Here is a 22464-nt window from a genome sequence, read left to right as displayed (position 1 = left end):
TGCTCAACGGCCTGTCACAGCGCCGCTCGTCGGCAGCCGGGCACGTGCCCCTGACCGAGAACCCACTGCCGCTTCCCGGTACGCGCGTTGCAGCTGACGCCTTTACCGGGGAACCTCTGTCACCACACTGCTGGTACTTCGCACTGCACATACTGATCGGGCACGTCGATACTGCTCGGCAGCCCCTGATCACTGCGGGCCACCCGGTCCGGCGGTCAGTCCCGTCGCCGTCCTGCTACTGCTGTGGTTTCGGACTCCACCACCGGACCGTCGTGCGGACTTCAACTACCTGTACTGCGGTACTGCTGCCCGGCAGGTCGTCTCTGCCAGGCCCTACGGTCTCTCTCGACTACGAGAAGAACCATACCCACATCACACCCGAATTTCTACTCCAGCCAGCATAGATTTTCGCGTTTCCATTAGGGAGGTAATCGGCCCCGCACGGAACAGGCCGCTCAGCGAGTGCCTCCCTGCCGCCCGGGCGGTGAACGCCATGAGGACACGACTGATCCGGCGCTTCGCCGGCGGGTGACCGTTCGGCGAGTACTCCACACACGAGCTCGGCATCCAGCCCGACGCCTGCGACCCGAAGCTGGACGTCGACTCCACCCAGCTCCGCGAACGGGACCTGACCGCCGCCGGCCTCGGCCAAGCCGCCTGAGCCGGCGTCGGGCGGGTCGGCATCATCAGGGTCATGGACCGGACACGCGAGCTCACCGAGAACGAGGTGAACGACCTGCTCGACGGGGACGGCCGCGACGCTGACCGGGAGGACGGCGACGAATGGGTTAGGTGAACGTGCCAGGCGCCCGGTGCGGGGCCGTCACTCTCCCCGCCCGGTCGCCGGGCGCGTACGGGCCCGGTCAGGGGTGCCGGCCTGCCGGGTTCTGGTGGGCTTCCGGGTCGGGTCCACGTTCTCGCGTGTGGGGGTGGATGCGGAAGAGGTAGGCGGCGACCGGGTGGATGTAGGCGGTTCCTCTGCCCGCGGCGTGGAGTTGTTCGCGGGTGGGGTGGGGCGGGCGTTTGGGCTGCAGATAGCGGTCGAGGCCCTCGGTTGTGAGGCGGTAGCGGCCGGAGCGGTGGTGGAGGACGGCGGCGAGCCGGTAGCGGGGGTCGAGGTGGGAGAGGCCGGCGTCGGCGTGGGTGTTGTTGGCCAGGAGCCAGCCCCCTGGGCGCAGGCAGCGGGTGGCGTGCTCGGAGACGGGGCCCGCGTACAGGGCGATCACCAGATCCCACTCGGCCGCGGGCAGTTCCGCGAGGGTGTGGGTGTAGTCGCCGGGTACGAACGCGATGCGGGGCTGCTCGGGGTAGCGCTTGTGCCGGGTGGCCAGGCTGGTGGCGTCGGGGCCCTGGAAGGCCTTGCGGGCGTTGGCGTCGGCGTCGAGGTAGGTGACGTCGGGCCAGACGGTGGAGGGGCGAGGTCGAGTAGCGGGTCAGGGTCAGCGCGGCCGTCAGGCCGGCGGGTCCTCCGCCGACGATCACGGTGTCGTACTGGGCGGTGCGGTCCATGGAGTGCCTCCAATGGGACTTGACGAGAACGAATGACCGGCAGTCATATTACTGACCAACGGTCATTCGCTTGATCCCATTCCCGCTGGAGGAACTGTGACCCACAACACCGGCCGCGCTTGCGACTCGCACGACAGCGGCCATGCCCACGGGCCCGGGGCGGCCGCGTACCCGGACTTCGCGTGGGACGACCTCTACACCGGCGACGGCAGTGGCACCTCCGATCCCGACCCCACGCTCCTCGCCCCGGCCGACGACCTCCCTCCGGGCAGGGCCCTGGACCTGGGCTGCGGTTCCCGCGGCAACGCCCTCGGGCTCGCCGAACGCGGCTGGCGCGTCACCGGAGTGGACCTGGCACCCCGCGCCATCGCCTCCACCCGCGCCGGCGCCTGCGCCCGCGGCCTGGACGACCGGGTCGAACTCGCCATCGCCGACAGCGCCACCTGGCAGCCCGAGACCGCCTACGACTTCGCCGTCAGCTCCTACGCCCTGCCGCCCCGCGGCCCCGCCCGCACCGCCACCCTCGCCGTCCTGGCCGCGGCTCTCGCCCCGGGCGGCACCCTGGCCCTCGGCGAATGGGACGAGGAAGCCTGCGACTGGGCCGAACCCGGCGACCTCGCCACCCTCGCCGAGCCACGCGTCGTTTCCCCGCGGCCGCCCGGACGGCCTGAATTGACCGACACATGCCACCAATGTCGGTCGGCACCCTTGCCTTCTCCGGGAGTTCCTGCCCCAATGACAACCGTCCCTGACTGCCCATCAGCACCCCCCTTGCGCCGGGGCCGGTGCCCACGCAGGCAGCGGCGGTCGGCGACGCCATCCCGTGACCCCCACACACGAAGGCGGGACCCCGATGAAGCACCGCGCACTCGGTACCGGCATGGCCTTGCTCACTGCGACGGCCGTCGGCGCCCTCGCCCTGGCCCCGGCGGCGCTCGCGGTCGATCCCACGACGGCGACCCTGTCGTTCGACTGCGGCTCGTTCGGATCCGGCGAGGCCTCGCTCACGGCCACCCAGGACGGCTCCGCGGCCACCATCACCCTGTCCACCTCCGCAATCAAGTCGCCCTTCCCCCTCTCCGCCAACTCCGTCAGCTCGACCCTCACGCTGACCAGGAACGGCTCCGGCACGACGACGTTCACCGGCAGCGCCAACCCGGCGATCCCGGCCGGCGGCACGGTCTCCACCGGGCCACTGAACGGCACGGTCGCCACGGGAGACAGCCTCGAGGCGACGTCCCTCAAGGTCGTCGTCTTCGGCATCGCGGCGACCTGCAACGCCACCTCGCCGCAGAACCCCGGCCCGTTCGTCTTCTGACCCACACCCCCGCCCCGCCGACCACCTCGAAGCACGGTGTCACCGCCACTCCACCGACGGTGACACCGCCCGGGGGCGGCGTCCCCCCGGACTCCGCCCCCGGACCCTCTCGGCACACCCGGGCCCGCCCGGCTCGCCGACTCCCCGACTCCCAGGCACCCCGGCACCCCGGCACCCCGGCTCCCCGGCTCCCCGGCACTCAGAAGCCCTTCCGGCGCCTGCCTCCACAACCCGCCTCCACAAGTCGACAAGTCGACCTAACATGAATTGCGGGGTACGGGCGCATTTGCCGCGAGGCAGAGGGAGGACCGACCTGTGACCGCTGAGTCTCTGGCGTACGAGGCGGCCCGCGAAGCGGGCGCTCCCGGGGGCCCCGGCGCCCCCCGGTACCTGCCGATCTCCGAACACGGACTGATCGGCGACCTGCGCAGTGCCGCCCTCGTCGGCACCAACGGCACGATCGACTGGTACTGCTGCGGCCGCTTCGACGCACCCAGTGTCTTCGCGTCGATCCTCGACGCCGAGAAGGGCGGCCGCTTCGAGCTGGCACCGGACGTACCGGCCCGGACGAAGCAGTTCTACTTCCCCGACACGAACGTGCTCATCACACGCTTCTTCGCGGAGGACGGAGTCGGCGAGATCCAGGACTTCATGCCGATCGCCGACGACTCGCGCGAGGCCGACCGGCACCGGCTGATCCGCCGAGTGGTCTGCGTCCGCGGCTCCCTGCCGTTCCGGGCCGTGGTCGCTCCGCGCTTCGACTACGGCTGCCATGCCCACACCGTCCGCGTGGAGGGCGACTATCCGGTCTTCGAGTCGCCCGCGCTGAGTCTCTCGCTCACCTCAAGCGTGCCGGTCGAGACCGACGGCCGGGACGTGTGGTCGCTGTTCAAACTGCACGAGGGGGAGACGGCCGTCTTCGCGCTCGACCGGCTCGGCAGCGACATCGTGCCGCAGGCGTGCCCCACCGCCACGGCCGAGGAGGCGTTCGAGGCGACGGTGCGCTACTGGCGGCGCTGGCTCTCCACGTCGCGCTACCGCGGGCGCTGGCGCGAGATGGTGCACCGCTCCGCCCTGACGCTCAAACTGCTCACCTACGCGCCCACCGGCGCCATCGTGGCCGCGCCCACGACGAGCCTGCCCGAGCAGATCGGCGGCGAGCGCAACTGGGACTACCGCTACGTCTGGGTACGCGACGCGGCCTTCTGCGTCTACGCCCTGCTCCGGCTGGGCTTCACCGACGAGGCGCAGGCGTTCATGCGGTTCCTGACCGAGCACGTCTGCGTCTCGTGCGGCGAGGGAGGCCCCCTGCAGATCATGTACGGGATCGACGGCCGCCGTGAGCTGACGGAGCGCGAACTGCGCCATCTCGAGGGGTATCTGGCCTCCTCCCCGGTCCGCGTCGGCAACGACGCGGTTGACCAGCTCCAGCTCGACATCTACGGCGCGCTCATCGACTCGATCTACCTCTACGACAAATGGGGCGAGCCGATCTCCAGCCAGCAGTGGGACCACGTCTGCGGCATCGTCGAGTGGGTCTGCGAGAACTGGGACCAGCCCGACGAGGGCATCTGGGAGACGCGCGGCGGACGCAAGTGCTTCCTGTACTCCCGGCTGATGTGCTGGGTCGCGATCGAGCGTGCCATGCGCATCGCCCGCCGCCGGGGGCTGCCCGCGGACATGGCGCGCTGGGGCGGCGTCCGCGACGCGATCTACCGGCGGATCATGCAGCGCGGCTGGTCGGCCGAGCGCAACGCCTTCGTGCAGCACGAGGGCGACAGCGTCCTCGACGCGGCCTTGCTGATGATGCCGCTGGCGAAGTTCATCTCCCCGACCGACCCGAAGTGGCTCACGACCCTGGACGCGCTCGGTGAGGAACTCGTCTCGGACTCCCTGGTCTACCGCTACGACCCGCAGGCCAGCCCGGACGGGGTGCGCGGCGAGGAGGGCACGTTCTCGATCTGCTCCTTCTGGTACGTCGAGGCCCTGGTCCGCGCCGGCCGGCCGGACGAGGCCCGGCTGGCGTTCGAGAAGATGCTCACGTACGCCAACCACCTCGGCCTGTACGCGGAGGAGATCGGCCGCACGGGCGAGCAGAACGGCAACTTCCCGCAGGCGTTCACCCATCTCGCACTGATCAGCGCGGCGTTCAACCTGGACCGGGCACTGGGCTGAGCACGCGAGTCCGGCACACGTCCGGGAGGGAAGCGACCGTTCCTGCGCGGACCGCCAGGGCGTCCGTGAGGCTCCACCCCGGTATGTCGCCGGACAGGCGTGTGACCAGACCGTCGGCCCCGAGATCGATGAGCTCGGACTCGGCATCGGATTCGTCGAGCCCCGTGATCGCGTGGAGCCGGGCGAGGCTGATGGTGCCGGCGCAGCGCAGGGTGTGCAGTACCAGCAGGCCGGTGTCCGTCACGCGAGCTTCGGGCCAGGTCATGGGTGGTCCTCCCGGGGTGTGATGCGTTGTGCGGGAAGTTCGTCGGTCGTCGCCGGCTCGCGGCGTGCGCCGCTTGTCCGCGACCGGCCTCGACCCTCTTGTTCCGCGACCGGCCTCGACGAGGGTCGGCGTCGTCATTCCTGGCGGCCGTAGGCGCGGACCGCGAGGGGGCGGAAGACGACGAACAGGATGGTCGACCACAGCAGTGTGCGGCCGATGCTTCCGTCGTCCGGCGTCCCGTTCAGCAGGGCACGGCAGGCGTCCATGACATGGGTGACGGGGTTGATGTCCGCCCAGGCCCCCAGCCATCCGGGGAGGGTGCCGGTCGGGGAGGCAGGCTGCTGCCCGGTTGGAGCGGCAGGAAGGCGCTGAAGGTGAACGCCGGCACGGCCTCGGCGCTCTTGACGATGCTGCCCCGACAGCGCGATGCGCCGGCGGACCTGGGCCGGATCCCGCCGGGCGCCGGTTCCGGCCACGCGCACCTCTCCCGCGTCGGGGCGCAGCAGAGTCGCCAGCACACGGACGGCGGTCGTCTTGCCGGCGCCGTTGGGCCCCAGCAGTCCGAGCACATGCCCGCGAGGAGCGGAGAGGCTCACTCCATCGGCGGCCGCCGTCCGGCCGAATGCCTTGATCAGTCCGTCGACCTCGAACCCGTTCACCCAAGACCAACTCCGATGTTCACGCATTTCAGATACCAGCATCATCTGGATGCTCCTTGTATCATGACACACCAGGAGCCGAAGGGGGCACGATGGCGAGACTGACCCGCGCACAGCAGCAGGAGCGGACCCGTGCGTCGGTGCTGGTCGCGGCCCGGCAGGAGTTCGCCGAGTTCGGCTATGTCGAGGCCAAGATCGACCGGATCGCCGAGCGGGCCGAACTGACCAGGGGGGCGGTCTACTCCAACTTCACCGGCAAGCGCGCGCTCTACTTCGCGGTGCTGGTCGACGCCGCCGAACGGGCCAGGGACGCCGCCGAACCCCCGGCGGAATCCCCCGACTCCGTCGGACAGGCGCTCGGCTCGTTCGCCCGGGTCTGGCTGGAACGTCTGCCCTTCCTCGGTGACACCCCGGGAAGCGGCCATCTGCAGTTGCGCTCGCTGTCCGGAGTGCTGGGCACCGAGTCGGCGCGGGCCGCGCTCGCGGAACTCGTCCGGTTCGAGGCGCTGTTGCTCGCGCTGGCGGTTGAGCCGCGTTCCGCCGTGCGCGCCGGGTTCGTGCGGCCCGCCGGGCTGGCCCTGACCCTACTCCACGGTGCGGCCGGCCTCGCGGAGAACGCCCCCGGCGTCGGCGACCCCTTCGATCTGGCGCGCGCCGCCGAGCATCTCGCCGATATCGCCCTCGGCGACGACCCCGAGCCGCCGCATCTGCCCTACGTCACTCCGGCGCGCTCGACCGAGGCCCCGTGGGCGCCGCCGGGCAATCTGCGCGACGAGATCACCGGCCGGTCGGTCGACCTCGGCGACGACGGGGTGGTCGTCGTGCTGGGTGTGGGGCGCCTGTCCGCGGCCGAGGACGTGATGCGCTCGGCGCGGCCGGTCGACGAGGTGACGATCGTCGTCGTCACGAGCGACCCCGCCGAGATCGGCCGACTGGCCCGGCTCCGGATCGTGGATCTCGTCGGCTGTCTGCGCCGGGTGTTCACGCCCGACCGGCTGCCCCGGGCACGCGTCGTGTTCGACCACGCCGGCACGGTCCCGGCAGCCCTCGACCACTCCTCGGCCGACGACCTCGACCTCACCGAGATCGCAGTCCGGGTCCGCGACGGACTGATCACGGCCCACGCGACCGGCCGCGGCGCGGGCCACGCCGCGTCCCGCCACCACTCCCCCGATCCCGGGCGGAGCGGGGCGGTGTGACACCGGGCACGGCCGCCCCGGGCAGACCGATCGGCACGGTCCTGGTCCCTGAGAAGCCCGCCTTGGCGAGGCTTCCGCGCCGGCGACCGGCCCCGGGTCGTCGGCCAGTGACTCGATGGGCCGCTCGATCACCGTCAGGCGCTCGTGCACCCCGGAAGCGAGGGCGGCGTCATGCCCGGCGGCGCAGGCTGCGCCGTTGGTGTCGACTGCCGTGCCGGTGCGTGCCGGGCTCCCGCAGCAGGTCGATGAGCAGGGCGCCGGCCCCGGCGCCGAGCGGGCGCTGGGCCGTGGCCGGTTAGTACTACAGGGCTAGATCTTGATCATGGGGTGATGGGAGGCTCTGCCTGTGGCCACGACACAGCCCCATGATCAAGATTCTTCGTCGGACGCAGTGAGCCCTGCCGATTTAGCCGTCTGGGACCGCGAGTTCGCCGCGCTGGGTGAGCGGATAACCCCCCTGTTCTACCGCCCGGAATCCCAAGGGCACGCCCTTCAGTACTTACGTGGGCTCCTCTCCCCGTTGCAGCGCAAGAACGGCTGGACCATGGCTGAGTTCGCCGGCGAGAAGGAGCCCAAAGCACTCCAGCGGTTCTTGAACCTCACCCCGTGGAGCGCGGCTCTGATGCGGGACCTGGTCTGCGACTACGCCATGGAACGCTTCGCGGATCCCCGGGGCGTGCTGATCGCCGACCCCACCGGCTTCGCGAAGAAGGGCACCAAATCCGCCGGGGTCCAGCGGCAGTATTCCGGCACCCTCGGACGTGTCGACAATTGCCAGATCGGGTCGTTCCTGGCCTACGCCAACCGTCGTGGCGACCGTGTACTGATCGACCGGGAGCTCTACCTGCCCAAGGATTCCTGGGCCGTCGACTTCGAACGCCGCCGGGAGGCGGGGATCCCGGACGAGGTGGTCTTCCGCACCCGTCCGCAGCAGGTCCAGGCCATGATCGAGCGCGCCGTGGCGGCCGGGGTGCCGTTTTCGTGGTTCGTTGCGGACGAGGAGTTCGGCCAGAACAGGATTCTGCGCAGGTATCTGGAAGCAGAGGACATTGCCTACTGCATGGCCGTTCCGAAATCTACCGACGTGAACACCGCGGGCATCTCCACCAACCCCGACACTCCGACCCGGTTGGACAACCTGGCATCACACCTGCGGCCGGGGGACTTCTCCCGGCGTGCCTGCGGGATCGGAGCCAAAGGGTTCCGCACCTACGACTGGGCGGTAATCGCCGGGCGGGACGGGCGCCAGTACGTAGTACGCCGCTCCATCGCGGATGGGGAGCTCGCCTACTTCCACTGCTACAACCCGCGCGGGGAATCACTGTCGGAACTGGTGGCGGTCATAGGACTGCGCTGGCCGGTCGAGGAGTGTTTCGAGGCGGCCAAGCAGCAGGCCGGGCTGGACAACTACCAGGTACGCAAATACGACGCCTGGTATCGCCATATCACCCTGTCCATGCTGGCGTTGGCGTTCCTGGCCGCGATGGCCCGAACCCCGCAAAAGGGGGCTCTTCGAACCTGGGCGGCGGGCGCGGGCCGCGAACGCGGCGGCTCGCGGCCCTGACCGTCGCCGAGGTCCGGCGCCTGTTCAACCTGATCGGCCTGACTCGCATCGCCATTGACCAGGGACTTCGCTGGTCGATCTGGCGGCGCGCGCATCAAGCGGAGGCGCGACGGCACCATTTCAGAAGGCGGCTACAGCTTCAGATGATCAAGATCTAGCCCTGTAGTACTAGGGCGTGTTCTGAGTTGAGATCACGGGAGGGCTGGCAGGCTGCGTAACCAGAGGATGGATCCGCGCAAGTGGAGCCCGGCGGCATAGCTCTCGGGCGTCTTGTCGTAGCGAGTGGCCAGCCCCCGCCATTCCTTGAACTTGTTGATGGCGCGCTCGACGGTGTTGCGATCTTTGTAGAGCGCGGCGTCGTGGCTGACCGGGCGTCCGCCGGAGCGTCCCTTCTTCTTGCGGTTGGCGGCCTGGTCGGCCTTCTCCGGGATCACCGCCTTAATGTTGCGTCTGCGCAGGTGGGCGCGGTTGGCGCGGGAGGAGTACGCCTTGTCGCCAGCGACCGCGTCCGGCCGGGTCCTGGGGCGGCCGACCGGGACACGCACCTTGATCTTCTTGAGGACCGGGATGAAGCGCGGACTGTCCGCGGCCTGGCCGGGGGTGAGGATGATGGACAGCGGGCGGCACCGCCGCTCGACGGCGAGGTGGACCTTGCTGGTCAGCCCGCCCCGGGAGCGGCCCAGTTCGGCGGCCCGCAGCCGGGCCCTGCGGCGTCGGCGCACGGCGCGGCGCTGTTCCCGCCCGGAGTCCTCCATGTCCGCGGGTTGCTCGCCTACGGGGTTGTTTTGTCCCTTTGCTGCAGCCCCTTTTCCTCCGCCACGGCCTTCTCCAGGTCCTCGAGGAGTTCCGGGGCGACGACCATGCCCGCCGCGTGGTGATGCGCGCGGGCAACAGTCGAGTCCACGCTGACCAGGCTGAGATCTACATCGTCGCGGGCCGCCGCCTCGGCGATCATCGCGTCCATGAGGGCCTGAAAGACCCCCTCACGCACCCACATCCGGAACCTGTCGTAGATCGTCGACCAGGAGCCGTAGCTCTCCGGCACATCTCGCCAGGGGCAGCCGGTGCGGAACCGCCACATCACCGCGTTGAAGTAGCTGCGCAGGTCAGGGATCGGTCCGAACGCACCCAGCGGCAGGTGCGGCTCGACCAACCCCCACTCGGCATCGGTCAGATCGCCACGAGTCACGCGACCGGTCTATCGCAACCGGCACCCTCCTGGAGCGGGAATGACCGAGCTCGTGATCTCAACCCAGAACACGCCCTAGTGGTCCAGCGGGGAGAGTTCGTCACGGTGGTTGGCCCCTCAGGCGCGGGTAAATCCACGCTGCTCAATATCATTGGCCTGCTCGACATCCCCACGCACGGCACCTATCTCCTCGACGGCCACGACACGGCTGGACTGGGGGACACGGACCGAACCGCCCTGAGGGGCCACCGTATCGGATTCGTCTTCCAGTCCTTCCATCTCCTGCCGCACCGCACAGCATTGGAGAACGTGGCTTTGGCTCTCGTCTACCGAAGCATCAGCCACAAGGAACGGATGAGGAAGGCCAGGGAAGCACTCGTTCGCGTTGGCCTGGAGCACCGTGTCGATGCCGTGCCATCCACTCTGTCGGGCGGTGAGCGTCAGCGGGTGGCCATCGCCCGCGCGATGGTTGGGCGCCCATCTCTACTTCTGTGCGACGAACCAACCGGCAATCTCGATACCTCAACTGCCGCCTCGATTCTGGAGTTGCTGCACGTCTTGCACGGGGCTGGCATGACCATTCTTGTCATTACGCACGATCTGCTAGTGGCCCAGCAAGGCGAACGAACGATCACTATCCGCGACGGACGACTCACGGAAGAGGTAAGGAGGTGAGGCGCAGACTCATGCCAATGGTGCGACTGCGCCAAGGTCGCCACAACGCTCGGTCCATACCCGTCACGCGATTCCCCGTACGAGACGTGCTGGCGGAGTCGAGTGCCGGCATGCTGCAGCGTCCCGCACGCTCATTGCTCACGTCCGTGGGGACGGTTCTGGGAGTGGGCACCTTCGTGGCCGTCCTGGGATTGACATCAACAGCCTCGTCGCAGATCGACGAGCGTTTCAGCGCCCTGAGCGCGACGGAAGTGACCATCGAGGACGTTGCAAAAGACCACAACGAGTTTGTGGATCTCGCATTCCCAGCTGATGGGGAGCAGCAGGTAGAGCGCCTCAACGGCGTGGAACATGCAGGGGTGTACTGGCCCGTTCAGTTGCAGGACGGCAACTCCGTGCGTTCGGCACCCGTCGGAGTCTCACGCGGTGGGGAGGACATCCAAGTCGTTGCCGCCTCCTCAGGTGTCCTCGATGCCGCCGGTCCCTCGATTGTCCAGGGCAGGAATTTCGATGTCTGGCACGACAGAACCCGCCAGCGTGTGGCCGTTGTTGGGTCAGGGGTCGCTGCCCAGCTCGGTATCTCAACCGTCGAGACTCAGCCGGCGGTCTTCATCGGCGACGAGGCGTTCACCGTGATCGGTGTGATCGGTGATGTGGAACGCAAGGCAGATCTTCTCCTGTCTGTTGTCGTCCCGCGCTCAACGGCACAGCACATATGGGGTACCCCCAAAGATGGTGCCAAGATGCTGGTGTCGACCCGTCTGGGAGCAGCGACCCAGGTGGCCCAGGAATCCCCGATGGCGCTCGACCCCGCTCATCCCCAGTACTTCAAGGCCATCCCCCCGCCGGATCCGAGGACCCTGCGGGGCAAGGTCACGGGGGACCTCGACCAGCTCTTTCTCCTCCTTGCGGCGATCTGCCTCTTCATTGGAGCCGTCGGTATCGCCAACACCACACTCGTGGCAGTGCTGGAACGCACGAGTGAGATCGGGCTGCGGCGTGCGCTGGGAGCACGCGGTCGGCACATCACCACTCAGTTCCTCACGGAATCCGCGACCTTGGGGGCCCTGGGTGGCCTCGTTGGTACCTCCCTTGGCACGCTGACTGTTGTCGGAGTAGCGATCGCCCGGGACTGGACGCCCGTCATCCATTCCATGACGGTGACAACCGCGCCCGCCATCGGCCTGGCGACTGGTCTGCTGGCCGGCCTGTATCCGGCTTGGAGAGCTTCCCGCATCACGCCGGTAGAGGCGCTGCGCCGCTGAGCGTAAGGAGCGCGGCTGGCATGCGCCACGCACGCGGACCACCTCACGTCACGTAGAGAAGGAAAACTCATGCACGTCCTCAGGCGAACGACCGTCGCCACCACTGTCATGCTCGCGGCAATCTCGCTCGGTGCCTGCTCCTCGTCCGGATCGGCCTCCGACTCGGCGAAGGACAAGGCCCCCATCGACCGAACCAACTGGCCTGCTGAGGTGCCTACTTCCGGACTGGTCAAGGGCCTGGAGCTGCCGCTCGAGGCTTACCTGCCTTCCTACGCGGATCAGGTCGCCGTCGACACCGCGCTGCGCACCCTGCAGATGCGGTGCATGTCCGAGTACGGGCTGACCGTCGATCTGCCGCGTCCCGGCGCGAACCCGCCGCCCCACAGCAACGCCGTCTCGATCGAGCGGCGTTATGGCCTCAGTGACCGCGCACAGGCACAGAAGTACGGGTACGGGCTGCCGAAGGAGCTGACCCGGAGCCTCGAATCCGTCGAGGAGGGGCTTTCAGGCATCGAGGTGGAGGTCCTGACCGGGCGGAAGAAGCCCGAGTTCGCCCCGCCCAAGGGCGCCAAGGTCAGCGACGGCCATTTCGGCAGGGTCCCGGAGCCCGCGCGCGCCGAGCACAACGGAAAGAAGCTGCACGAGGGCGGCTGCGCCGGCTGGTCGAAGCGGCGGCTCAAGGTGAACGAGGAGGATGCGGGCTTTGTCTCCGGGCTCGCCTCGACAAGCCTCTCCGAGTCCCGGCCGCTGAAGCCGGTCGAGAAGGCTCTCAAGAGCTGGTCGGCCTGCATGAAGGACAAGGGCCGCAAGGCCGCCGATCCGTACCGGGCGATGGAGCAGGGCTACGCCGACGGCGACGGCACCACCAAGAACGCGATCGAGCTCGCGCTGGACGACATCGACTGCAAGGAGCAGACCCGTCTGATCGAGGTCTGGTTCAAGGAGGAGTCGGCCGTCCAGAAGCGGCTGATCGAGGAGAACAAGGACCAGCTTGCCGCCATCAAGAAGCGCATGGGCGAGGTCCTTGAGGCCGCGAAGGCCACCAAGTAACCAGAGAAGGAACACAGTTGAGACAGATACGTATCCGTCTGCGCGTGCCGGTCACCCTTGCGGTGACCACCGCGCTGGCGATACCGCTGAGCCTGCCCGCGCAGGCCGAGGCACCAAGGCCGCCCAAGGGCGCGGCGCAGGGGTGGAGCGACACCACCCAGCAGCAGAAGAAGCTCTCCCTGAAGCCCTCCGCGATCCCCGCGAAGGACCGCGCCGGCCTGCTCGGCAAGGGCTACGAGAAGTCCGCGGACACCGCGGTCACCGCGACCGGTGACGGCACCGGCTTCCACCTCCTTGCGGGCAAGGAGAAGGACGGCTACCAACTCCGCACAGTGGCCAGTCTGTTCGAGGACGGTTTCGCCTCGGACACCTGGATCGGCAACCACTGCGTCACCGAGTCCGGCAAGTACGCGGCCGTCTCGTACGCGCCGCGGATGTTCACCAACAAGCCCGAGCTGATGGTGCGCGGTGCCTTCACCGCGGTGGTCGACCTGACCTCGGGCGAGGTCACCAAGCTGCCGTTCCAGTCGTCGCTCGCCTACTTCTCGCCCGGCTGAGGCCAGGGCGATCAGGCGGTGTTCACCCAGCTCACCCATGATGGTGACGACAAGCAGCAGACCCGCCTGATCACCGTCGACGCGGCCACCGGCAAGAAGTCGAAGCCGGTCACGCTCGCCGGCCAGATCACCTCGGCGATCCCCACCGACGCGGGCATCGTCGCCGCCCACGGCAACAAGCTGGTACGGATCAACGGCACGGCCGAGAAGACCCTGGCGTCCACCACCACGGTGCCGTTCCAGATCACCGCCGACGCCGACGGCGGTATCACCTTCATCGACCGCGAGTTGGACAAGAAGGCGTCCGACAAGCCGGCCGCCTGGGCCAAGCACCTGGACCGTACGAAGGTGAAGCAGGGCAAGAAGACCAAGCCCGTCACCGTCGCCTCCGGCGGGCTGCACGCCTGGGACCTGACCCGCTCGGCACGCGGCGAGGTGTTCGTCACCGGTGACGCCACGTCCAAGGCCCTGCCCAAGCGGGTGCACAACCCCGGCAAGCTCCCCAAGGGCGCGGCGATCTCCAGTCACGCCCAGGCGGCCCTGACCACCACCTGGTCCGATGGGAAGACCACCCTGGTCAACCCGGAGGACGCCGCCAAGCCGCGCCCCGCCCGTACGGCCCTGCGCATGCTGGACTCGGGCAAGTCCGTAACCCTCGACCTGCGCCCCGGCGCGCACCGCGTGGGCGACGAGGCACAGGGGCACGCCCTGTCCCCCGCTCTACCCACCGGCGGCCCGGTCGACTCCGGCCCGGACATGGGCAAGAAGAGCACGGACGGCCTGTCCACGCAGACCGTGCGCACCCAGGCCCTGACCGCACAGGCCGACAACCCGAGCGAGGGCACCGGGGAACGCTACTGCGCGGTGGCCCGCAACGACGTGAAGAAGCAGGCGTTCCAGCCCACTCCGCGCCAGGTCGAATGGGCCGTGGACCAGGCCGTCGTCGGTGAGTTGAACTTCTACCGCGACAGCAACTGGAAGAACACCGGCATCGCCGGCGGCTACCAGCCCCAGGGCCTGTTCCCGCCGACCGTCCTCGCGGGTGACCCCAACGGCAAGCTCGACAACGAGGACCCCGACGTCACCGACAAGTGGCACATTCCCGCACAGGTGATGCTGGGCATCACCGCGCAGGAATCCAACATGTGGCAGGCCACCCGTTTCGCCGTGCCCGGTGTCACCGCCAACTCCCTGATCGGCAACTACTACGGCGTCGACTACGCCGCCTCCGGCGAGCAGCTCGACCCCTGGCGGATCAACTGGGCCGATGCCGACTGCGGTTACGGCATCACCCAGGCCACCGACGGCATGCGCCTGGCGGGCAAGACCAAGCCGGGCGAGACCGCCCTGTCCACGGTCGCCCAGGAAGCGGTCGCGCTGGACTACACCGCGAACGTCGCGGCTGGCGTGCGGATCCTGTCGGAGAAGTGGAACCTGACGTACAACGCCGGCATGAAGATCAACGGCGGCCACCCCAAGTGGATCGAGAACTGGTTCTTCGCCCTGTGGGCGTACAACTCCGGCTTCTACGACACCGCCGACTCCGCGGGGCACTGGGGCGTGGGCTGGACGAACAACCCGGCCAACCCGCTGTGGAAGGCCAACAGGGTGCCGTTCCTGCAGCACGCCACCGACTCCTCCAAGGACGACTACAGCCACGCCGCGCACCCGCAGGACTGGCCGTACCAGGAGAAGGTGATCGGCTGGGCGGCACGCCCGATCTCAGCGATGTTCGCTCCGGGTGACTTCCAGGCGGGCTATCGCCCCGCATGGTGGACCACCAACGCGGACCGCGCGAGCGCCAAGCCTCCGGTCGACCTGTTCTGCAACGCGTCGAACAACTGCAACCCGTCCAAGATCGGTGACAACGACTCCAACGACCAGGGCATGGGCGCCTGCACCCTGGACGCGGGCAACAGCGACACCAACCCGCACTGGCTGCACTGCTGGTGGAACCAGTCAGTCACCGAAGCGCAGTGGAAGAACTGCAACACGGGGGCCAAGTGCGGCAACGGTGTGCACCGCTTCACGACGTCCTACGGCGAGCAGCCGGATGCCGGCTCCTACCCGCCGAACTGCTCCATCGGGTCCCTGCCCGCCCACACCTTGGTGGTCGACGACCTGCCCGACGGCACCATCCCCGCGGGAGTCGACACCAGCCGCGGCTGCGGAGCGGTGAAGTCGAGTGGCACGTTCAGCCTCAGCTACGTGCCGTGGGACACCCAGATGGATCTCACCCACGACGGTACGGACAACCCGACCACTGTCACCACGTATCCGGGGAAGATCGACACGCACCAGATCGGCGCGGGCTACGGCAACCACTTCTGGTTCACGCACACCCGCTCGCCGGAGTCCGACCCGGCCAACGCGAACCGTATGAAGGTCACCGGCACCTGGAAGCTGAACGCTCCGCTGACCAACACGACCCGCCAGGCGAAGATCTTCGCGCACATCCCCGACCACGGGGCGCAGACCACCAACGCCGTCTACCGGATCCAGACACCCGAGGGGGAAGAGGAGGCGGCGATCTCGCAGACGGCGAACCAGGCCAACAAGTGGGTGGACCTGGGCGCCTACGAGTTCGGTGACCAGATCCCCGAGGTGCGGCTCGACAACTTCAACGGCGGCGACGGTTCGAAGGACATCGCCTTCGACGCGCTGGCGTTCGTCCCGGGCACGTACAACGGCCAGAAGCTGACCGGCAATATGACGGCCGACCCGACCGCTCCGGACCCGGCGCCGGTCGAGCCGGGCGAGGACATCACCGCCAGCACCTTCTCCGCGGCCGCCGGATCCTCGGCGGACACCGCCACGGCGGCCCCGATGGCACTGGCCGCCACGAGCACCGCGTCATGCTCGATGGTCATCCACAACCTCACCCGCAAGCGCACCACCGCCTGTATCCACAGCGACTACGGGATGACGGAGTACTCGAACACCGTTCCGATCGGCAACGCGGCTTTCGATATCTACGCCACGTACTACCTCGACCCGAAGAGTGCCGAGTTCTCGCAGGTCACCACGATCCGGCTGAAGATGATGGACGGTTCGGCGACCTCCGCGACGCTCGACTACGCGGCCAAGTGCCGCGGCTACTGCACCGTCACCAGCGTCGACTGGAACGGGTCGAAGACCTTCGCCAAGGGCGACACGCTTCTGCGGACCGTCACCACGCGGTTCAAGTGGACGCCCAGCGGCAGCACCAAGAACACGATCACCCCGTACCTGACCCTCGGCGGAAAGGTCGGCAGCACCACGGTCGCCAATCCGGCCGAATTCGAGAATGCCAAGCTGGACGTCCGCTGCGACAGCGAAGGCTCCGGCACCGGCTGTGTGTTCTCGGGGTACATCCCGACGTACGTCATGAACTCCAAGAAGTTCCCGGGAGCCGCCGCGCACATCGACATGATGTGGCGCAAGACCAACATCAAGTGGGGTCAGCGCAGCAGCGGCAAGCCGCTCACGTATCTGGCCAACAAGCTCGCCCCCAACGACACCCAGACGCAGCAGTACCGCAACCGCCAGATCATCTGCGCCAGGAAGTGGAAGACCTACAGCGGGACCGGTCTGTTCACCGACATGTGGACTCTGGACGCGGGCAAGCCCACCACCGACGGTCCGAGCTGTGACGAGTTCAGCTTCGCCAACTCGCTCCAGAGCGCCGGAAACCTCAAGGGTCCCAACCCTGTCCAGTACAGCGGCGCGGAGTGCGTGCAGACCTATCTGCGGCGCAACCCCGACGACACCATGACGCTGCACCTGCGCCCGAACACCCCGGCCCCGACGTGGAAGGAGCCCTGCGGCCGGTCCTCGATGTCGAAATGGCAGAACACCCAGTCCATGCAGCCGTTCGGCACCTTCATCGGTGAGCAGCGGTTGTTGGAGGACGACAACTACTGGCTCGACCTCGACGGATTCACCGCACCCGCTCCGTAAGGACCGCAAGGCCCGTAAGGAAAGGTCCAGGTCCCCTCGGCCATGCGCCGGGGGGACCCCCCCTTCTTCACGACCAGACGAGGCGTCCTTCCGTGAAGGAGCCGTAGGGGTGGGTCCCGTCGGCGATCCGCTGGAGCACTCCGGCCACCGAGTCGAAGTAGTCCGCCAGGGATGCGTACGTGCCGGTGGCGATGTTCTCGCCCACGAACCACTTGCCGATACGTCCGTCCCGGGCATCGAGGAAGAGGCCCGTCCAGCTGTCCTGATCGGACACGATCGGGATCCACTCCGCGCGCCAGGGCATGGGATGGTTCCCGTGCAGCCACTCGATCGCGCGGATGCCGAGGAAGAAGCTCCCCTCGTCCGGGAAACCGGCGAATCCGGCGAACCCGACGTAGCCCGGATCCTCGACCTCCTCTTCGGGGAGATCCAGGTTGTTCTGCAGCAGCCAGGCCCGAAGATCCCCGGGCAGAGCGATGCCCATACGTGCCTCGGCGGCCCGGAGCATCTGCTCCGTAGCCGGTCCGGGCAGATCCGCGTGATCGGCCGGAGCATGCTCCCGGAGGAGATTCATTACGCGGGACCAGCTCTCCACACTCATTCCCCGCTGCCCCTCTCTGCACGGATTCGCTAGGCCACTCAACGGGCTCACCTACTGTAGCCGGATAGCGGGTCTTCGAATTTAGTGGGGGTGTGGCGGTGACGGCCTGGCAGGGGTCGAGCAACAGCGTCATGCCCCATCGATCCGAACCAGCTCAGAGGCTTCGCCCGCGCCTCCGCGCCAGGGACTTTTCAGGGACTTTCAGTGCTGTCCGAGGGACTTCCGAGGGACTTTCCGCCGCCTAACGCGGCAAGCTCCTGAAAGATCGGAAAGGACCTCCGATGCAGGTCAGATGCCCTTTCCGAGGCAAAGCCGCAGGTGGGGGCAGACGAGTCGGGCTGTACGCCGGGGAGAATCACCGCAGCGCTACGACCTGCACAAAACATGCAGGGAGGGCGTTTCCGTGGCTACCTTGGTGGCTACCTTGGCGGCTTGGGCTTCCCGTCCCGCTCCATGCCTACCTCGTAGCAACCCCGGCACAGCACCAACGAGGACCCGAGTATGCCAGGGCATCAGGCACACGGACACCGTCACGCAGACACGCCAACCCGACACTAGAGCGTCCAACATGTGGACACAGCCCGTGACGTGCATCACACGGCCGCGGCAATCCGTGCCGCAGGCGGGCATTTCGAGGGCACGCCTCCAAAACAGCCCACGATTCGCCTGGGACGAGCTACCGCCTAACGCCTAACAGCGACTCGCGCTGGCCTAAGAAGCCATCCGCTTTCCGATCAGTGGGTTTGTCGGTCGAACAAGGGTCTTGATCGGGTGATCGCGGTGGGGTCGGTGCATGAAGGCAGGGCCTCGCGGTAGCTCGGGGTTGTCGAAGCCAACGAGCACCGGGAGGCCCTGTTGCTGCAGTCTGTCGCGCTTGCGTCTGTGGAGTCCAACGAGCCGTCTCCGGCGTGTGACTGTCTCGCGCACAGGTTCGGCAACGCGGCGGACGGACCGGACCGCGTCCCGTGTTACGGCTCCGACCTGACGGAGGCGGAATGGCAGGTCATCCGGCCGCTGCTGCCGGTCCCCGCGTGGCTTCAGGGGCGGGGCGGCAGACCGGAGGGCTATTGCCACCGCGTCATGCTTGATGCGGTCCGCTATGTCGTCGACAACGGCGTCAAGTGGGTCAACCTGCCCTGTGACTTCCCGCCGTACCGACGAGTGCACGCGTTCGCCCGACGCTGGCAGGTGACGGGCCTGCTCACCGAGCTCCACGACCGGCTGCGCGACAAGGTCCGCCAGAAGGAAGGCCGTTCGTCGGACCCGACGGCCGCCATCGTGGACTCGCAGTCACTGCGGGCGGCGACGAACATCCCGCGCTCGACGTCCGGGTGGGACGGCGGGAAGAAGGTGGGCGGCCGCAAGCGGCACCTGGTCGTGGACTGCCTCGGCCTGGTCCTGGCCGTTGCGGTGACCGCGGCAAGCGTGCAGGACCGCGACGCCGCCGTCCCGCTGCTCGAGCGGCTGCGCACCATGTACTTCTCCATCCGCCTCGTCTGGGCGGACGGCGGTTATGCGGGTCGGCTCGTCGGCTGGGAAGCCGAGAAACTCCAGCTCACCCTTGAGATCGTCAAACGCACCGACGACACCAGCGGGTTCGTGGTGCTGCCGCGCAGGTGGGTCGTGGAGCGCACCCTGAGCTGGCTGATGCGCTCGCGCCGCCTGGTGCGTGACTACGAGACACTGCCCGCCATGCACGAGGCCATAGTGCTGTGGTCCATGACCATGCTCATGGGCAGCCGCCTGGCCGGGCGCCGGCCAGGCGCCTTCAGCCGGCCGACGCCGCGAGCGAGGTGAACACCCCCGGCCGCACCTGGAGCGCCCACCCCCGCTCCACCAGGCGTTTCGCCTTCGACCGCAGCCCCTCGACCTTCGCCGGGACCGCCTGAAGGCCCAGGGCCGCGGCCAGATGCTGGCACCGCACACCCTCCCGGGCCGCATCCGACTCCAGCACGGACATGATCCGCTGGTAGTCCGCAGGCAGGACCGCCGCCGTCATGCCCTCGGTCCGTCTGGGCACCACCGCCTCACCACCGGCTCCGCGACCACGACGGGCGGCTCGGCCAGCACCTCGGCCACCGTCACGCGGGCATCCGCCAGACGCTGAAGTGCCCGTTCCGCCTCGCCAAGGGCAGCCTCCACCCGCTCAGCCTCCTCCCGCAGCCGTGCCACCTCTTCCCGCACCTTCTTCTCCCGAGCCTCCAGCAGACCGAGCACCGACGGCACCAGCCACCTCCACAAGCGAGACGAGCAGACGAACCACGCCCATCTCTCCCGCCGCCAGCCGGAGTTCATGCCCACCCAGCCCGAACCAAACGATCACGTTCGGAAAGCGGATGGCTTCTCAGTACATCGGGCGTGTGCAGCGGCAGTCGGGCATGGTAGGCCACCCTGACCTGGGCGGGTGCGTCGACCGGAACTGGCGTTGCCGGGGCTGGTGGAGGCACGGTGGCAGAAGGCGAGATGACCATGTCGGCCGGGGCGGGCCGGGCTGGGCTGTGGTGCAGGGAGACGAGGGCGTTGACCGTGAGCTCCGTCGTCGGCGGCAATGGTGAAGGCTGCGTACCCGGAGCGGTGGTGAGGGCGATCCAGCGCTGGTCGCCGGCGGACACCCACACCCGGCGGGCGTCGAAGGGGTCGTAGCGGACCTGGCGCTCCTGAAAGGCAGCGGACGCAGGCAACGGCCCGTGGAGCTCGTCGAGACCGGGGCCGCTGTAGCGGCGACCGCGCAGATACACACCCGCAGGGCCCACCTTGCGCCGGGCGGAGGACAACAGCTCCACGAAGACACTCGGCGGCGGCGGGGTGGGCACCCATCCGGCCCGTGTGACCAGGCCCGCGTATCTGCGCAGACCGGCCGGCAGACCACCCTGAATCCGGAAGTCCCTTTGCACAGTGGGTTCTTCCTGATGCGGCCATACGGTCCGGGACCAGAGATCAAGGAGTTCCTGCAGCCTGTCCGTCGGCCGCCCTGCAGCCTGGTTTGCGTCCCTGGCCGTCGCCTCGGCGAAGTCGGAAAACCGTGAGCTCAGCCGCGCTCCCATACGCTCCACCATGGCCTTCGCCTGAGGGCCTACGGTGGCCGTGCGCTGCAGCTTGATGCCGTGACGGCGACAGGTGTCCGTCAGCCCCCGCGCGGACAGGGCGACGGACTGCTCGATGAGCAGAACTTGCGGCCGTATCAGTGGTGGGAGTTGTTCGACGGGCTGTGAGACGGGGGCGGTCCGCCCGGACGGCCAGTCGGCCCGCAGGTCTGCGGGCAGCCATATCCGGGCGAGTAGCGCCGAACCGTCCACCGGGCGGGATGCGTCGTGTACCACCGCGGCCAGGAGCACCTGTGTGTCGAGGTCGACGGCGAACAGCAGCCGCCTGTCCCGATTTTCAGTGTCCGTTCCCGCAAGCGGAGGCAGCGACAACGCGTCTAGGGCGTGTTCTGGGTTGAGATCACGAGCTCGGTCATTCCCGCTCCAGGAGGGTGCCGGTTGCGATAGACCGGTCGCGTGACTCGTGGCGATCTGACCGATGCCGAGTGGGGGTTGGTCGAGCCGCACCTGCCGCTGGGTGCGTTCGGACCGATCCCTGACCTGCGCAGCTACTTCAACGCGGTGATGTGGCGGTTCCGCACCGGCTGCCCCTGGCGAGATGTGCCGGAGAGCTACGGCTCCTGGTCGACGATCTACGACAGGTTCCGGATGTGGGTGCGTGAGGGGGTCTTTCAGGCCCTCATGGACGCGATGATCGCCGAGGCGGCGGCCCGCGACGATGTAGATCTCAGCCTGGTCAGCGTGGACTCGACTGTTGCCCGCGCGCATCACCACGCGGCGGGCATGGTCGTCGCCCCGGAACTCCTCGAGGACCTGGAGAAGGCCGTGGCGGAGGAAAAGGGGCTGCAGCAAAGGGACAAAACAACCCCGTAGGCGAGCAACCCGCGGACATGGAGGACTCCGGGCGGGAACAGCGCCGCGCCGTGCGCCGACGCCGCAGGGCCCGGCTGCGGGCCGCCGAACTGGGCCGCTCCCGGGGCGGGCTGACCAGCAAGGTCCACCTCGCCGTCGAGCGGCGGTGCCGCCCGCTGTCCATCATCCTCACCCCCGGCCAGGCCGCGGACAGTCCGCGCTTCATCCCGGTCCTCAAGAAGATCAAGGTGCGTGTCCCGGTCGGCCGCCCCAGGACCCGGCCGGACGCGGTCGCTGGCGACAAGGCGTACTCCTCCCGCGCCAACCGCGCCCACCTGCGCAGACGCAACATTAAGGCGGTGATCCCGGAGAAGGCCGACCAGGCCGCCAACCGCAAGAAGAAGGGACGCTCCGGCGGACGCCCGGTCAGCCACGACGCCGCGCTCTACAAAGATCGCAACACCGTCGAGCGCGCCATCAACAAGTTCAAGGAATGGCGGGGGCTGGCCACTCGCTACGACAAGACGCCCGAGAGCTATGCCGCCGGGCTCCACTTGCGCGGATCCATCCTCTGGTTACGCAGCCTGCCAGCCCTCCCGTGAT

At 68.4% G+C, this 22464-nt stretch carries 17 protein-coding genes and 3 pseudogenes; 12 read left to right on the top strand and 8 right to left on the bottom strand.

From position 1 onward, the window contains the following. Positions 1 to 863 precede the first annotated feature (863 nt). Positions 864 to 1226 carry a hypothetical protein gene (locus tag FEF34_RS28365; RefSeq protein WP_138055689.1) on the bottom strand — a complete coding sequence of 121 codons (363 nt, stop codon included), beginning with the start codon at positions 1224 to 1226 and terminating at the stop codon, positions 864 to 866. Positions 1227 to 1605: 379 nt separating this feature from the next. Between FEF34_RS28365 and FEF34_RS43280 the strand changes: the two are divergent. From FEF34_RS43280 to FEF34_RS28345, 3 genes and pseudogenes are all read left to right on the top strand, one after another. Continuing rightward, positions 1606 to 2076 (top strand): annotated as a pseudogene (locus FEF34_RS43280) (SAM-dependent methyltransferase); the annotation flags it as partial. A 286-nt stretch (positions 2077 to 2362) separates the two neighbouring features. Continuing rightward, positions 2363 to 2827, top strand: a complete 465-nt coding sequence (locus tag FEF34_RS28355) for a hypothetical protein (RefSeq protein WP_138055688.1) — start codon at positions 2363 to 2365, stop codon at positions 2825 to 2827. Positions 2828 to 3142: 315 nt separating this feature from the next. Continuing rightward, the gene (locus FEF34_RS28345) at positions 3143 to 5002 is read left to right on the top strand and encodes a glycoside hydrolase family 15 protein (RefSeq protein ID WP_138055686.1); all 1860 of its coding nucleotides are present in this window, start codon (positions 3143 to 3145) and stop codon (positions 5000 to 5002) included. On the opposite strand, the gene FEF34_RS28340 is transcribed toward FEF34_RS28345, so the two are convergent. Together FEF34_RS28340 and FEF34_RS43980 are read right to left on the bottom strand one after the other, a co-directional pair. Continuing rightward, positions 4977 to 5267 carry a hypothetical protein gene (locus FEF34_RS28340; protein WP_234042597.1) on the bottom strand — a complete coding sequence of 97 codons (291 nt, stop codon included), beginning with the start codon at positions 5265 to 5267 and terminating at the stop codon, positions 4977 to 4979. The two genes, FEF34_RS28345 and FEF34_RS28340, sit on opposite strands and share 26 nt — an antisense overlap. A gap of 134 nt (positions 5268 to 5401) precedes the next feature. Then, positions 5402 to 5926, bottom strand: a complete 525-nt coding sequence (locus FEF34_RS43980; protein WP_325063651.1) for an ATP-binding cassette domain-containing protein — start codon at positions 5924 to 5926, stop codon at positions 5402 to 5404. Between the two features lie 92 nt (positions 5927 to 6018). On the opposite strand from FEF34_RS43980, the gene FEF34_RS28330 reads away from it, so the two are divergent. Continuing rightward, positions 6019 to 7125 (top strand): TetR/AcrR family transcriptional regulator, encoded by a 1107-nt coding sequence (locus FEF34_RS28330; protein WP_138055685.1) that lies wholly within the window; start codon positions 6019 to 6021, stop codon positions 7123 to 7125. A 391-nt stretch (positions 7126 to 7516) separates the two neighbouring features. Next, positions 7517 to 8689 (top strand): IS701 family transposase, encoded by a 1173-nt coding sequence (locus tag FEF34_RS28325; RefSeq protein ID WP_138057454.1) that lies wholly within the window; start codon positions 7517 to 7519, stop codon positions 8687 to 8689. Between the two features lie 191 nt (positions 8690 to 8880). On the opposite strand, the pseudogene FEF34_RS28320 reads toward FEF34_RS28325, so the two are convergent. Beyond that, positions 8881 to 9878, bottom strand: a pseudogene (locus FEF34_RS28320) (IS5 family transposase). On the opposite strand from FEF34_RS28320, the gene FEF34_RS28315 reads away from it, so the two are divergent. The 5 genes from FEF34_RS28315 to FEF34_RS28300 all read left to right on the top strand — a co-directional run bounded on the left by FEF34_RS28315 (position 9828) and on the right by FEF34_RS28300 (position 17364). Next, positions 9828 to 10553, top strand: coding sequence for an ABC transporter ATP-binding protein (locus FEF34_RS28315; protein WP_407698310.1), 726 nt, complete (start codon positions 9828 to 9830; stop codon positions 10551 to 10553). The pseudogene FEF34_RS28320 and the gene FEF34_RS28315 sit on opposite strands and share 51 nt — an antisense overlap. 17 nt (positions 10554 to 10570) lie before the next feature. Next, positions 10571 to 11818, top strand: a complete 1248-nt coding sequence (locus tag FEF34_RS28310; RefSeq protein ID WP_138055684.1) for an ABC transporter permease — start codon at positions 10571 to 10573, stop codon at positions 11816 to 11818. A 69-nt stretch (positions 11819 to 11887) separates the two neighbouring features. Then, positions 11888 to 12868, top strand: coding sequence for a hypothetical protein (locus tag FEF34_RS28305; protein WP_234042596.1), 981 nt, complete (start codon positions 11888 to 11890; stop codon positions 12866 to 12868). 17 nt (positions 12869 to 12885) lie between these two features. Next, positions 12886 to 13425 (top strand): hypothetical protein, encoded by a 540-nt coding sequence (locus FEF34_RS43270; RefSeq protein WP_234042595.1) that lies wholly within the window; start codon positions 12886 to 12888, stop codon positions 13423 to 13425. Between the two features lie 18 nt (positions 13426 to 13443). Beyond that, a complete protein-coding gene (locus FEF34_RS28300) occupies positions 13444 to 17364 on the top strand; it encodes a hypothetical protein (protein ID WP_234042594.1) in 3921 nt (1306 codons plus the stop codon). 67 nt (positions 17365 to 17431) lie between these two features. Here the strand turns inward: FEF34_RS28300 and FEF34_RS28295 are convergent, their stop codons facing one another. Continuing rightward, positions 17432 to 17938 carry an SMI1/KNR4 family protein gene (locus FEF34_RS28295; protein ID WP_267905272.1) on the bottom strand — a complete coding sequence of 169 codons (507 nt, stop codon included), beginning with the start codon at positions 17936 to 17938 and terminating at the stop codon, positions 17432 to 17434. 909 nt (positions 17939 to 18847) lie between these two features. Between FEF34_RS28295 and FEF34_RS28290 the strand changes: the two genes are divergently transcribed. Further along, positions 18848 to 19762, top strand: a complete 915-nt coding sequence (locus tag FEF34_RS28290; protein WP_234043027.1) for an IS5 family transposase — start codon at positions 18848 to 18850, stop codon at positions 19760 to 19762. Here the strand turns inward: FEF34_RS28290 and FEF34_RS43975 are convergent. The 3 genes from FEF34_RS43975 to FEF34_RS28275 all read right to left on the bottom strand — a co-directional run bounded on the left by FEF34_RS43975 (position 19734) and on the right by FEF34_RS28275 (position 21381). Continuing rightward, positions 19734 to 19964 (bottom strand): hypothetical protein, encoded by a 231-nt coding sequence (locus FEF34_RS43975; RefSeq protein WP_138055682.1) that lies wholly within the window; start codon positions 19962 to 19964, stop codon positions 19734 to 19736. The two genes, FEF34_RS28290 and FEF34_RS43975, sit on opposite strands and share 29 nt — an antisense overlap. Continuing rightward, a complete protein-coding gene (locus FEF34_RS43970) occupies positions 19961 to 20191 on the bottom strand; it encodes a hypothetical protein (protein ID WP_138055681.1) in 231 nt (76 codons plus the stop codon). The genes FEF34_RS43975 and FEF34_RS43970 overlap by 4 nt, the downstream gene beginning before the upstream one ends. A gap of 65 nt (positions 20192 to 20256) precedes the next feature. Beyond that, complete coding sequence (locus FEF34_RS28275) at positions 20257 to 21381, bottom strand: Mu transposase C-terminal domain-containing protein (protein WP_138055680.1); 1125 nt, start codon at positions 21379 to 21381, stop codon at positions 20257 to 20259. Between the two features lie 84 nt (positions 21382 to 21465). Between FEF34_RS28275 and FEF34_RS28270 the strand changes: the two are divergent. Next, positions 21466 to 22463, top strand: a pseudogene (locus FEF34_RS28270) (IS5 family transposase). Position 22464 lies beyond the last annotated feature (1 nt).

Source organism: Streptomyces marianii, assembly GCF_005795905.1.
Taxonomy (GTDB): Bacteria; Actinomycetota; Actinomycetes; order Streptomycetales; family Streptomycetaceae; genus Streptomyces; species Streptomyces marianii.
Note: the sequence above shows the minus strand (reverse complement) of the source record. Positions and strands in the feature narration are given on the sequence as shown.